Below are 12,030 nucleotides of genomic sequence, written 5' to 3'. Positions count from 1 at the left end.
GGCAAGTCGCTCGCCTCGACCACACTGCTCATCCCCGCGGAGGCGGGGACCCAGTGCTTTGGCCGGAAGCGCGCGGACACATGCGGATCATGAGCGTGAAGCCCTTACTGGGTCCCCGCCTCCGCGGGGATGAGCGGGTGTTTAAGCCCGCTTGCCCTTCGGGCCCTTGGCGAAAGGCTTGCCCCCCACCTTGAAGTCCGGCTTGCCCTTGAAGCCGGCCTTGGGCGTGAAGGGCTTCTTGTCGCCCTTGTCCTTGAAGCCCGGCTTCTTGCTGAAGCCGCCTTCAGCAGGCGCCGCATCGGTGCGAGGCGCATAGGGCTTCTTCTTGAAGGGACGCTCGCCGTCCGCGCTGCGGCCCGCGTCGCCCTCCGGGCTCCACGGCTTCTTCTTGAACGGCGGGCGGGCCTGACCGTCCTCGTCGCGGCGGAAGGGCTTCTTGGCGAAGGGGCGGGCCTCGCCATCGCGCTCAAAGTTACGGTTGCGCGCGCCCTTCATCGAGCCGGGCGTCGGCGCCTCGGACGGGGTGATGCGAGCCTCTTCCTTGCTCTGGGCGGCGGCGGCGCGGAAGGCGTCGGCGTGGCTCAGGGCGATCTCGAAGCGCGTCTCTTCGGGGAAGGTGCGGATCGAGCCGATCTGCTGCTTGGTCACGCCGCCGATGCGGCAGATCAGCGGGATCAGCCATTTGGGGTCGGCGTTGCGGTTGCGGCCGATGTCCAGACGGAACCAGGTGACTTCGTCCGGCTGCAGGCGGTCGCCCGGCCAGGGCGCGGGGGCGTAGTCGTCGCCGCCCGCCGCATCGCGTTCGCGGCGCGGCTTGCGCTGCGGACCTTCGCCCGGATCGGTCAGATCTTCCGGCGCCGGCAGGTTCTTGCGCAGCAGCACCAGCAGGGCGCGGGCCAGATCGTCCGGCGTGCGCTCCTTGACCAGCTTCTCGACCAGACCCGCATCCTCGTCCGCGCCCTCTTCGGCGAAGACCGGCGCGGCCAGCAGGCGCTGTTCGTCCTGGGCGCGGATTTCATCGGGGGTCGGCGCGCCGGACCAGACGGCCTCGACCCCGGCCGAGCCCAGCAGCATCTCGGCCTTGCGGCGGCGGCTGTGCGGGACCAGCAGGACCGAGACGCCCTTCTTGCCCGCACGCCCGGTGCGGCCCGAACGGTGCAGCATGGTCGCCTTGTTGATCGGCAGTTCGGCGTGGATCACCAGCCCCAGATCGGGCAGGTCCAGACCGCGCGCGGCCACGTCGGTGGCGACGCAGACGCGGGCGCGGCGATCCCGCAGCGCCTGCAGCGCCTCATTACGCTCGCGCTGGCCCATCTCGCCCGACAGCGACACCGAGGCGAAGCCCCGCTCGACCAGCGAGGCCTGCAGGTGACGCACGGAATCCCGCGTCGAGCAGAAGACCAGCACGCCCGGCGCCTCGAAGTAGCGCAGGACGTTGACCACGGCGCGCTCAATCTCGTTCGGCGCGATGCGCATGGCGCGGTATTCGATGTCGTTGTGCGGTTGGCTGCGGTCGACGGTGTCGATACGCACCGCGTCCTTCTGATAGCGCTTGGCCATGATCGCGATGTCGCGGGCGATGGTGGCCGAGAACAGCAGGGTGCGGCGCTCTTCCGGCGCCTGGTCCAGAATGTATTCCAGGTCCTCGCGGAAGCCCATGTCCAGCATCTCGTCGGCTTCATCCAGCACGACGACGCGGGCGGCCGACAGGTCCAGCGCTCCGCGATCGATGTGGTCCTTCAGACGGCCCGGCGTGCCGACCACGACGTGGGCGCCGTGGTTCAGGGCGCGGGCTTCCTTGCGGGCGTCCATGCCGCCGACGCAGGTGACGATCTTGGCGCCCGCTTCGGCGTAGAGCCATTCCAGCTCGGCTGCGACCTGCAGCGCCAGTTCGCGCGTGGGCGCGATGGCCAGCATCAGCGGCGTATCCGCCTGGCCGAACCGCTCGTCCTCGCCCAGCAGGGTCGGCGCCGCCGCCAGACCGAACGCCACCGTCTTGCCCGAGCCGGTCTGGGCCGAAACCAGCAGGTCCGCCTCGCCATGGCCTTCCAGGACTGCGGCCTGAACCGGGGTGGGTTCAAGGTAGCCCTTGTTCAGCAGGGCGCGGTCAAGCGCGGGATGGATCGCGGGAAAGGGCATGAAAGGCCTGGAGTTCAAATGCGAGGCGACCGTCAAACGGCCGCGCCCGGCGAGGCGTCGCAGCCTGCCGGGCGTCGGGGAAGGCGCTCCCTATACACGAATAAGGGCCGGGGTGGGGCCGAATCGATCTAGGCGTTTCAAAAATCAACAATCGCCAAATACTTGAAGATGACGCCGTCGCTTTCGGATGCGCCTCCTTTTGAAGCCTTCATGCAGCCGATTGTTGATCGGCTGAAGGCCCATGGGCGGTCGCTGACCAATGCCGAAATGCTTGAAGACATTTCCGAGCACATGGGCCTTTCCGACGAAATTCTGAATCTCAGGCACGGCAAATGGAACCAGTTGGTCGTCGACCAACGCCTTGGTTTCGCACGAAGCTGGCTTAAGCTGGGCGGGGCTGTAACCAATAGCCAAAGAGGCGTCTGGAGCCTCACGCCAACAGGGGCCGCCATGACGGCGTCCGAAATCGCAGCCATCCCCAAACAGGTGCAGAAAGCCTACGCCGCGCAACGCGCCAACGCTGTCACGGAAAAACTCGACCCGCCACAGGTGCTGCAGGAAGCCGCGCAGGAAGACTGGAAGGACCAACTTCTTTCCGTTTTGCTCCAGCTTGACCCCTCCGCGTTCGAACGGCTTTGCCAACGTCTTTTGCGTGAATCCGGCTTCACCCGTGTCGAGGTGACCGGCAAAACCGGCGACGGCGGCATAGACGGGACCGGCGTCCTGCGCATGAACCTGCTGTCGTTTCAGGTGATCTTTCAGTGCAAACGCTGGCAGGGATCAGTCGGCGCATCGACGGTCCGCGACTTCAGAGGCGCCATGGTCGGGCGCGCAGACAAGGGCCTGATCATCACGACAGGCACATTCACAAGCGAAGCTCGAAGAGAGGCCACCCGAGACGGCGCTCCCGCAATCGATTTGGTAGACGGCGACACGCTTTGCGACTTGCTGAAGGAGCGCGGTCTTGGCGTCTCTGTCCGTATGGTCGAGGAAGTCACAGTCGACGCCTCGGCTTTCAGCGCCATCTAGAAGAATCGACCGCCGTTCACCACGTCCGTTGATCGGGCGTTGACCACGCAGAGGCGATGCTGGCCGGGTTCAGACCTCCGTCCGCCGAAGGATCGTCCATGATCTCGCCGCTCAGCACCGCCGCCGCCGGGATGCAGGCCGCCTCGGCCCGGCTGGAAGACAGCGCCCGCCGCGTCGCCTCGGGCCGTATGGACGATTACGCCGTCGAGGCGGTCGAGCAGATCCGCGCCAAGAGCGACTTCTCGGCCAACGCCGCCGTGGCTCGTACGGCGGATCAGATGACGGGAACCCTGCTGGATATTCTGGTCTAGGCCCTACCCCGCCTTCTCCGGCAGGTGGAAGAAGTCGACGAACCGCTCGAACGTCGCCCGGTCGCCCTCGATCGTCATCGCCCCCTCGCCTTCCAGCGCCTCCAGCGGAACCTTGCCATAGACGGCGGCGGCCACGACCTGAGCCGGAGCGCGCACCAAGACATCACAGCCTTCGACCTCGCCGCGCAGGGCGTCGATGACGCCGTCGGCCACGCTTACGACCATCCTGTCCTCATCCAATGCAAAGCCCAGCCGCATCTCGGCGTCCTGTGCGCGACCTGCGTCGAACATGGTCTTGAACGACTGCATGATGGAGACGGCGCTGATCGGCAGCGTCGGGTCGTGCTGGGGCGAGCGCGCAGCCCAGCGGCCCAGCACCATGAAGACCGGCTCGATCTCATAGCCCCAGTCGGTCAGCTCATAGACCTGAACCGAGGCGGGCGGCGGCAGCTTGCGGCGCTGAACGACGCCCGAGGCCTCCAGCCCCTCCAGCCGCTGCGTCAACACATTGGCCGACAGGCCGCACAGGTCTTTTCGCAGGTCGCTGAAACGCCGCGGCCCCATCATGAGTTCTCTGATGACCAGCAAGGCCCACCGTTCGCCCACCAGGTCCAGCCCGTGCGCCGCCCCGCAGGCGTCGTGATAACGCCGGGATCGGGATTCGGACTTCTTAGTTACTTTTTCTAACTTCATAGTTGACTAACATAACATCAAGGCGCAGAACGACCAACATCATAGGGCAGGCCGTCCGGGGAGGGAGGGCCGCGCAAGGGAGGACCACCGCCGATGCCCAAGCTGATCTTCATCAACCTGCCGGTCGCCGACCTGCCGCGCTCCGTGGCCTTCTATGAGGCGATCGGGGCGAGCATGAACCCGATGTTCTCGGACGAGACGGCGGCCTGCATGGTCTTTTCCGACACCATCCACGCCATGCTGCTGACGCATGAGAAGTTCTCCAGCTTCACTGACCGCGCCATCCCCGACGCCAAGAAGACGGCCCAGGTGCTGATCTGCGTGTCGGAGGACAGCCGCGAGGGCGTCGACGCCGTGGTCGATCGCGCCGCCGCCGCCGGCGGCCAGGCCGATCCCAACGTCAAGCAGGACTACGGCTTCATGTACGGCCGCAGCTACGCCGATCCCGACGGCCACATCTGGGAGGTCATGTGGATGGACCCGGAAGCCGCCGCCCAGGGGCCGAAAGGCTTCGCCTCACAGGTCGGCGGAGGCTGAGCCGTGAGCGCGCTGTACGAACTCAGCGTCAGCCGCTTCATCAAGGCCTCGCCCGAAACGGTGTGGCGGGCCTGGACCCGGCACGCGACCGAGTGGTTCACCCCGCGCCCGTGGAGCACGGTGTCGGTCGACCACGACCTGCGCCCCGGCGGGCGCGCCGATGTCGTCATGCAGTCGCCCGAAGGCGAACGGCATGAGTATCGCGGCGTGGTGCTGGAGGTGGAGCCCGGCCGCCGCCTGGTGACGACCGGCGCCTTCACCGAAGGCTGGATCCCGCAGCCGGGCGAGATGAACTTCGTCCGCATCGACACCTTCGAGTCGGAGGGCGACGGCACGCGCTACACCGCCCGCGCCCGCCACTGGGACGAAAAGGCCATGCAAGCCCACCGCGACATGGGTTTCGAACCGGGCTGGGGCGCCGCCACCGACCAGCTGGCCCAGGTCGCCGAAAACCTCACCCCGCAGGAGAACGCGTCATGAGCGACAAGATCATTCCCTGTATCTGGTACGACCTCGGCCAGGCGAAGAAGGCGGCCGAATTCTACGTCTCGCTGGGCCTTCCCGACAGCCGCATCGACCGCGTCGTCGCCAGCCCCGCCGACAATCCGTCCAGCCCGGCCGGGTCCGAACTGGTGGTCGAGTTCACCCTGGCCGGGCAGCGCTACGTCGGCCTGAACGGCGGTCCGAACTTCCCCCAGACCGAAGCCGTGTCCTTCATGATCATGACCGACGACCAGGCCGAGACCGACCGTCTGTGGGACGCCATCGTCGGAAACGGCGGGGCCGAGAGCGCCTGCGGCTGGTGCAAGGACCGCTGGGGCGTGAACTGGCAGATCACGCCGCGCCGCCTGATGGCCTTCTACGACGACCCCAACCCGGCCCGCGCCAAGGCCGCCTTCGAGGCGATGATGACGATGCACAAGATCGACATCGCCGCCATCGAGGCCGCTGCTGACAGGATCGGGCAGGCCTAAAAGCTAAGCCGTCTCACCTGTCGCTTTCGACCAAGACGCCGTCCAAGCCTGCCCCGACCATCCCCCCCGCCCCAGCGAGCCGCCGCGCGGCGAGCGATAGGGGCCAAACCCCGAGGAGAAACGAAAATGGCCTACATCACCGGCTTCCTGACCCCCGTGAAAAACGAGAACAAGGAGCGCTACATCGAGTCCGCGCGCCAATCCTGGCCCCTGTTCAAGGGCTACGGCGCCACCGCCCAGATCGAGAACTGGGGTGTGGACGTGCCCGACGGCAAGGTCACCAGCTTCCCCATGGCGGTGAAGCTGGAGGACGGCGAGGCCGTCGTCTTTTCCTGGCTGATCTGGCCCGACAAGAAGACCGCAGACGACGCCTGGGCCAAGATGCAGGACGACCCCGCCATGGCGAACATGGACATGCCCTTCGACGGCAAGCGCATGATGTGGGGCGGCTTCGAAACCGTCTTCAACGAGACGCAGTAAGCGAGGCTCTCCTCCCCACATCGTGGGGAGGGGGACCACGAAGTGGTGGAGGGGCTTTGCGACAGCGGAAGCCAGCGGCCCCTCCGTCTCGACGGCTACGCCGCCGATCCACCTCCCCATTTCATGGGGAGGAGAAACAAAAAAAGGGCGGCCCGGTCGGAGCCGCCCTTTTCCAATCATCGTCCCCGGATCAGCTGTCCAGGAAGCTCCGCAGCTTCCGCGACCGCGAGGGGTGCTTCAGCTTGCGCAGGGCCTTGGCCTCGATCTGACGGATGCGTTCGCGCGTGACCGAGAACTGCTGGCCGACCTCTTCCAGGGTGTGGTCGGTGTTCATGCCGATGCCGAAGCGCATCCGCAGGACGCGCTCCTCACGCGGGGTCAGCGAAGCCAGCACGCGGGTCGTTGTTTCGCGCAGGTTCGACTGGATGGCGGCGTCGATCGGCAGGATCGCATTCTTGTCCTCGATGAAGTCGCCCAGGTGGCTGTCTTCCTCGTCGCCGATGGGGGTTTCCAGCGAGATCGGCTCCTTGGCGATCTTCAGGACCTTGCGGACCTTCTCCAGCGGCATGGCCAGGCGTTCGGCCAGCTCTTCCGGGGTCGCTTCGCGGCCGATCTCGTGCAGCATCTGGCGCTGGGTGCGGACGATCTTGTTGATCGTCTCGATCATGTGCACCGGGATGCGGATGGTGCGGGCCTGGTCGGCGATCGAGCGGGTGATCGCCTGACGAATCCACCAGGTGGCGTAGGTCGAGAACTTGTAGCCGCGGCGATACTCGAACTTGTCGACCGCCTTCATCAGGCCGATGTTGCCCTCCTGGATCAGGTCCAGGAACTGCAGGCCGCGGTTGGTGTATTTCTTGGCGATGGAGATCACCAGGCGCAGGTTGGCCTCGACCATCTCCTTCTTCGCCTGACGGGCCTCGCGCTCGCCCTTCTGCACCATCTGGACGATGCGGCGATAGTCGTCGATCGGCACGCCCGCCTCGGTGGCGACGGCGGCGATATGGGTGCGGATCGCGTCGATCTGGACGGATTCGTTCTCGCTGAACTTGGTCCAGCGGACGCCCATCTCCTTGATGCGCTCAGCCCAGTTCGGGTCCATTTCCGAGCCGAAGTAGGCCTTGAGGAACTCGGGCCGCGAAATGCCGTAGCCGTCGGCCAGACGCAGCAGTCGGCCTTCCTGACCGATCAGGCGCTTGTTGATGGCGTACAACTGCTCGACCAGCGCCTCGATGCGGGCGTTGTTCAGCTTCATCGTCTTCAGGCGGTCCGAGATGGACGCCGTCAGGGATTCATAGGTCTTCTGATCCTTGGCCGTCAGGACGTCGCCCTTCAGGCGCGCCTCGACCAGCTTGTCCTGCAGCTTGCGGAACTCGCTGAAGTCGACGGCGATGGCGTCCAGCACCTCCATGACGCCGTCGCGCAGCTCGGCCTCCAGGGCCGAGATCGACATGGCGCCGCCGTCGTCGAAATCGTCCTCGTCATCTTCTTCGCCGTCGCCGTCCGGCTCGCCGGTCGGCTGGGCCGGAGCCGGCTGGTTGTGCGGCAGGGACGAGGGATTCAGGATGCCGTAGGTGGCGTCCAGGTCGATCACTTCGCGCAGCAGGATGCGGTTGTTGGCCAGCTCCTCGCGCCAGACCATGATGGCCTCGAAGGTCAGGGCGCTTTCGCACAGGCCCGAGATCATGGCGTCGCGGCCGGCCTCGATGCGCTTGGCGATGGCGATTTCGCCCTCGCGGCTCAGCAGCTCGACCGTACCCATTTCGCGCAGATACATCCGCACGGGGTCATCGGTGCGGTCATAGGCGGCCTTGGCCGGGGCTTCGGCGACCGAGGTCTCGGCGGCGGCGGCCACGTCGGTGCCGGTCGCCTCGGCGGCGTCCTCTTCGGCTTCGACGACGTTGACGCCCATCTCCGACAGCATGGCCAGGATGTCTTCGATCTGGTCCGGCGTGACTTCTTCGGACGGCAGGACCTTGTTCAGCTCCTCCATCGTCACATAGCCGCGCGTCTTCGCCTGACGGATGAATTTCTTCACCCCAGCGTCGGTGAGATCGAGCAGGGGCCCGTCGGCGTTGGTTTCGGCGTCCTGCGTCTCGGTCTGCGCGCTCATTCAGTCTGTCTCCACGGCCGGCGGGGGGTGATCAGGCCCCTGCGGCGAAAATACAACGCCCGACGACTTCGTTGGTTACGAAGAAGCCGAGTCTTCCCAAATCGTTCCGGTCTTGATGGCTCGCCGCAGGGCATCGCGCTCGGCCTTCACCAAAGCGAAAGCCGAGTTATCGAAGGCCCGATGAGCCTCCGACTTTGCTGAAGCCAGCGCCTCGTCCAACGCCGCTGCGCGGGTCAGAGCGTCGAACGCTTGCGACCACCGGGTCCTCGCCTCGCCGAGGGGCTTGTCTGCAGCCAGGAATGGCGCGCCGGACTTCGCCGCCGCCTTCTCGACCTCGTGCATCAAGGCATCATGACCCGATTGGGCCAGATGGCGGCGCAGGGCGGCAGAGTCAAGGGTCCGGCCCGAGAAACGCAGTCGAACCAGCTCCTGGGCCAGTCCGTCCAGGGCCGGATCGCCGAAACCGTAGCGCGCCACCGCCTCCATATGATCGTCCAGCCGCTCCGGGTCGTCGATGGCGCCGTGGGCCAGGGCGGCGGCGATCGGCTCGACCGAACGGAACAGCGCCTGCATGGCCTGGGCGCCCTCGGCCGTCTGCCCCTGCAAGGGCGGCGGACCACGCCAGCGCCCGCCCGGCCCCGGCCGTCCACCCTGTTGCGGCGGCCGCTGCTGTTGCTGGCGCGGGAACAGGGCGTCGAAGCGGTCGAACAGGTCGCGCCGGTACTGTTCGGCCAGATCCTTGTCCTGCACGGCGTTGGCCGCCTGACGCAGCCGCCCCTTCAGCCCCGCCTTGCGCTCGGGCGTATCCAGCGGCTCGGCCTCGACCTCGCGGCGGAACAGCACCTCGGCGAAGGGCCGCGTATCAGCCATGGCCTGACGCAGGGCCGGCGCCCCGCGATCGCGCAGGATGTCGTCCGGATCCTGCCCGCCCTCCAGCAGGGCGAAGCGAAAGGACTTGCCCGGCTTCAGCAGCGGCAGCGCCCGCTCGATCGAGCGATAGGCGGCGCGCAGGCCCGCCGCGTCGCCGTCGAAGCTCAGCACCGGCTCGGACGAGACCCGCCACAGCCGCTCCATCTGCTCTTCGGTCAGGGCCGTGCCCATCGGCGCGACCGCAGGCAGGCCCGCCCGGTGGCAGGCGATGACGTCCATATAGCCTTCGACGACGATGATGCCCTGCTCGCCCCGGCTCTCGGCGCCCATGATCCGCCGCGCTTCCGGCAGGCCGTAAAGGGTCGCCCCCTTGTGAAACAGCGAGGTCTCCGGCCCGTTCAGATATTTGGCCCGGTCGTCCGGGTTCATCGCCCGGCCGCCGAAGCTGACGATACGCCCGCGCGCATCCAGGATCGGGAACATCAGCCGGTCGCGGAAGCGGTCATAGGGCTGCCCCCCGCCTTCCGGCGCGATCAGCATCCCGGCCTCGACCAGATCGCCCGGCCGCGCCCCGCGCTGGACCAGCGCCTGCTTCAGCCCCTCGCGGTCGTTGGGCGCATAGCCCAGGCCGAAGCGCTCCCACTGATCCTCGGGCAGGCCGCGCTTTTCCAGATATTCACGCGCCGCCTTGCCAACGCTGCGGCGCAGATTGGCCGCGAACCATTTCTGGGACAGGTCCATCCAGTCGGCCAGACCCTGACGCTTCTGCTCGCGCTCGGCGGCCTGGGGGTCTTCGGCGGGCAGCTGCATCCCGGCCTCGCCCGCCAGTCGGCTAACCGCCTCGACGAAGCTGAGACGCTCCGTCTCCTGCAGGAAGCTGATGACGTCGCCGTGCTTGCCCGAGCTGAAGTCGTGGAAGAAGCCCTTGTCGTCATTGACGAAGAAGCTGGGCGACTTCTCCTTCGAGAAGGGGCTGAGGCCGACGAACTCGCGTCCCTGACGCTTGAGCTTCACCGTCCGCCCGATGATGTCGGACGGCCGAAGGCGGGCCTTCAGCTCCTCGATGAACCGTTCGTCAAATCGCACGCCTGACCTATGCCGTCCGATGGCGTGCAAAGGCCAGCCCTCGCCCGCCCGCCGCCGCGACGGCCCCCGGCCAAAACGCCGCCTGGGGATAAGTCCGGGGACAACCGCCTGACTTCCTTCTGTCGCACGACTGGGCTTTAAGTCATCCCAGCCTTGCCGGAGCCCTTGCGATCATGCGCCAACTTCGTCTGCTCGTTCTGATGTTGCTGCCCGCCGCCTTCCTGGCGCTGGGCGCCTGCCAGACGATTCCGCGCCCGGCCTTCGACGCCGCCGACCTGGCCGCCGCCAGCCCGCCCTGGCGCTACGACTTCCAGACGGAGGAAGAGCGCGCCCGCTTCGTGCACGAGACGATCAATACGCAGAACGCCGCCAGGGACGGGACTTTCGACATCCTGGCCCTGTCAGGGGGCGGGGCCAACGGGGCCTATGGCGCAGGCGTCATGGTCGGCTGGAGTCAGGCCGGAAACCGGCCCCAGTTCGAAGTGGTCACCGGCGTCTCGACCGGCGCCCTGATCGCGCCCTTCGTCTTTGCGGGCCGGCGGTTCGACCCCGCGCTGGAGCACGCCTACACCAGCGGCCAGACCGACCAGCTGCTGAAATCGCGTGGTCTCTACGCCCTGATGCTGCCCGGCGTGTTCAAGCCCGAGCCCCTGACCAATCTGGTGCTGAACAACATCTCGCCCGAGCTGCTGACGGCCATCGCCGAAGAGCACCGCAAGGGCCGTCGCCTCTATGTCTCGACCACCAGCCTGGACACCCAGACCCAGGTCGTCTGGGACATGGGCGCCATCGCCCAGCAGGACGATCCGGCCTCGCGCCTGCTGTTCGTCAATGTGCTGATCGCCTCAGCCAGCATCCCCGGCGCCTTCCCGCCTGTCCTGCTGGACGTCGAGCATCAGGGCCGCCGCATTCAGGAGCTGCACGTCGACGGCGGCACGGTGTCCAGCTTCCTGGTCGTGCCGCAGGCGCTACTGCTCGACACCCCGTCAAACCGCCCCCTCAGCAACGCCCGCGTCTGGATCGTCGTCAACGGCCAGTGGGACCCGCGCTTCGAGGTGGCGCGCATCTCGGCGGTCAGCATCGCCGCGCGCAGCTTCGACACCATGATGAAGGCGTTGCAGCGTTCGGACCTGACGGCCGTCACCCAGTTCGCGCACCGTCACAACATGACCCTGTCGGTCGCCGCCATTCCCGATGAGGTCGAGGCCAACACCCTGGACTTCACCCAGGCCCACATGACCAGCCTGTTCCAGGCCGGCGAAGCTCAGGCCCTGTCCGGCCGCGCCTTTGACACGCGCGTCGACCCCGCCGCGCCGCAGCCGCCGCGCGCCGTTTCGTCACCTTAAGGGTTGATTAACCATATGGGCCGCAATGCGGCGATAAGCATCTGAATATGAACAATATTTTCTCAGATAACGCCGGAACTATCCACAGACCTGTGGATTCTTCGATCGGCCCCTGAGAAGCAGGGACCGCCATGACGCCGCCGCCGCGGACCGCGTCCGGCGCCGTAGTTCAACGGTCCTCGTCCCATGTTCATCGCCATCGCCCGCCCGGCGGTGGAGCCCCAAGGCCCCGACGCCGTCGCCGTCCCCGGCTCTCCCGCTGTTCCCTTGCTCAAGCCCCGCGCCCTGCACGCCCGCCTGCTGGCCAACGCCGCCCTGCGGCGCCAACGCGGCTGGCTGCGTCGGCAGGAGAAGCGCAGCGAGGACGCCGACTACTGGCTGCACGCCGCCGTCATCGCCATCGGCAAGGCCGCCGCCTTGCGCCGCGCCGAGGCCGCGCCCCTGCCCTGAGC

At 67.0% G+C, this 12,030-nt stretch carries 12 protein-coding genes; 8 read left to right on the top strand and 4 right to left on the bottom strand.

Annotated elements, in window-relative coordinates:
• Positions 1–141: 141 nt before the first annotated feature.
• Positions 142–2,139: a DEAD/DEAH box helicase gene (locus FM111_RS06035; RefSeq protein ID WP_087139952.1), complete on the bottom strand. Its 1,998-nt coding sequence runs from the start codon at positions 2,137–2,139 to the stop codon at positions 142–144.
• 168 nt (positions 2,140–2,307) lie between these two features.
• On the opposite strand from FM111_RS06035, the gene FM111_RS06030 reads away from it, so the two are divergent.
• Positions 2,308–3,168, top strand: coding sequence for a restriction endonuclease (locus tag FM111_RS06030; protein WP_179205033.1), 861 nt, complete (start codon positions 2,308–2,310; stop codon positions 3,166–3,168).
• 98 nt (positions 3,169–3,266) lie between these two features.
• Positions 3,267–3,479 (top strand): hypothetical protein, encoded by a 213-nt coding sequence (locus FM111_RS06025; protein ID WP_087139951.1) that lies wholly within the window; start codon positions 3,267–3,269, stop codon positions 3,477–3,479.
• 3 nt (positions 3,480–3,482) lie between these two features.
• Here the strand turns inward: FM111_RS06025 and FM111_RS06020 are convergent, their stop codons facing one another.
• The gene (locus tag FM111_RS06020) at positions 3,483–4,172 is read right to left on the bottom strand and encodes a winged helix-turn-helix transcriptional regulator (protein WP_087139950.1); all 690 of its coding nucleotides are present in this window, start codon (positions 4,170–4,172) and stop codon (positions 3,483–3,485) included.
• A gap of 93 nt (positions 4,173–4,265) precedes the next feature.
• Between FM111_RS06020 and FM111_RS06015 the strand changes: the two genes are divergently transcribed.
• From FM111_RS06015 to FM111_RS06000, 4 genes are all read left to right on the top strand, one after another.
• Complete coding sequence (locus FM111_RS06015; protein ID WP_087139949.1) at positions 4,266–4,709, top strand: VOC family protein; 444 nt, start codon at positions 4,266–4,268, stop codon at positions 4,707–4,709.
• A 3-nt stretch (positions 4,710–4,712) separates the two neighbouring features.
• Positions 4,713–5,189 (top strand): SRPBCC family protein, encoded by a 477-nt coding sequence (locus FM111_RS06010; RefSeq protein ID WP_087139948.1) that lies wholly within the window; start codon positions 4,713–4,715, stop codon positions 5,187–5,189.
• Positions 5,186–5,683, top strand: coding sequence for a VOC family protein (locus FM111_RS06005; protein ID WP_087139947.1), 498 nt, complete (start codon positions 5,186–5,188; stop codon positions 5,681–5,683). The genes FM111_RS06010 and FM111_RS06005 overlap by 4 nt, the downstream gene beginning before the upstream one ends.
• 126 nt (positions 5,684–5,809) lie before the next feature.
• Positions 5,810–6,163 (top strand): DUF1428 domain-containing protein, encoded by a 354-nt coding sequence (locus FM111_RS06000; protein ID WP_087139946.1) that lies wholly within the window; start codon positions 5,810–5,812, stop codon positions 6,161–6,163.
• Between the two features lie 190 nt (positions 6,164–6,353).
• Here the strand turns inward: FM111_RS06000 and rpoD are convergent, their stop codons facing one another.
• Positions 6,354–8,276 (bottom strand): RNA polymerase sigma factor RpoD, encoded by a 1,923-nt coding sequence (gene rpoD / locus FM111_RS05995; protein WP_087139945.1) that lies wholly within the window; start codon positions 8,274–8,276, stop codon positions 6,354–6,356.
• 75 nt (positions 8,277–8,351) lie between these two features.
• Positions 8,352–10,232: a DNA primase gene (gene dnaG, locus FM111_RS05990; protein ID WP_087139944.1), complete on the bottom strand. Its 1,881-nt coding sequence runs from the start codon at positions 10,230–10,232 to the stop codon at positions 8,352–8,354.
• 173 nt (positions 10,233–10,405) lie between these two features.
• Here dnaG and FM111_RS05985 point away from each other — a divergent pair, with 173 nt between their 5' ends.
• Both FM111_RS05985 and FM111_RS05980 read left to right on the top strand, forming a co-directional pair.
• Positions 10,406–11,578 (top strand): patatin-like phospholipase family protein, encoded by a 1,173-nt coding sequence (locus tag FM111_RS05985; RefSeq protein WP_087139943.1) that lies wholly within the window; start codon positions 10,406–10,408, stop codon positions 11,576–11,578.
• Between the two features lie 186 nt (positions 11,579–11,764).
• Positions 11,765–12,028 (top strand): hypothetical protein, encoded by a 264-nt coding sequence (locus FM111_RS05980; protein ID WP_087139942.1) that lies wholly within the window; start codon positions 11,765–11,767, stop codon positions 12,026–12,028.
• The last annotated feature ends 2 nt before the right edge of the window (positions 12,029–12,030 follow it).

This window comes from Brevundimonas diminuta 3F5N, assembly GCF_900163625.1.
GTDB classification, from domain to species: domain Bacteria; phylum Pseudomonadota; class Alphaproteobacteria; order Caulobacterales; family Caulobacteraceae; genus Brevundimonas; species Brevundimonas diminuta_A.
This window is presented reverse-complemented; position numbering and strand designations above follow the sequence as displayed.

What these genes read in the sequence shown, in the direction of transcription:
- FM111_RS06035 (WP_087139952.1), bottom strand. Translation starts at nt 2,139, where the DNA reads ATGCCCTTTCCCGCGATCCATCCCGCGCTTGACCGCGCCCTGCTGAAC.
- FM111_RS06030 (WP_179205033.1), top strand. Translation starts at nt 2,308, where the DNA reads ATGACGCCGTCGCTTTCGGATGCGCCTCCTTTTGAAGCCTTCATGCAG.
- FM111_RS06025 (WP_087139951.1), top strand. Translation starts at nt 3,267, where the DNA reads ATGATCTCGCCGCTCAGCACCGCCGCCGCCGGGATGCAGGCCGCCTCG.
- FM111_RS06020 (WP_087139950.1), bottom strand. Translation starts at nt 4,172, where the DNA reads ATGAAGTTAGAAAAAGTAACTAAGAAGTCCGAATCCCGATCCCGGCGT.
- FM111_RS06015 (WP_087139949.1), top strand. Translation starts at nt 4,266, where the DNA reads ATGCCCAAGCTGATCTTCATCAACCTGCCGGTCGCCGACCTGCCGCGC.
- FM111_RS06005 (WP_087139947.1), top strand. Translation starts at nt 5,186, where the DNA reads ATGAGCGACAAGATCATTCCCTGTATCTGGTACGACCTCGGCCAGGCG.
- FM111_RS06000 (WP_087139946.1), top strand. Translation starts at nt 5,810, where the DNA reads ATGGCCTACATCACCGGCTTCCTGACCCCCGTGAAAAACGAGAACAAG.
- rpoD (WP_087139945.1), bottom strand. Translation starts at nt 8,276, where the DNA reads ATGAGCGCGCAGACCGAGACGCAGGACGCCGAAACCAACGCCGACGGG.
- FM111_RS05985 (WP_087139943.1), top strand. Translation starts at nt 10,406, where the DNA reads ATGCGCCAACTTCGTCTGCTCGTTCTGATGTTGCTGCCCGCCGCCTTC.
- FM111_RS05980 (WP_087139942.1), top strand. Translation starts at nt 11,765, where the DNA reads ATGTTCATCGCCATCGCCCGCCCGGCGGTGGAGCCCCAAGGCCCCGAC.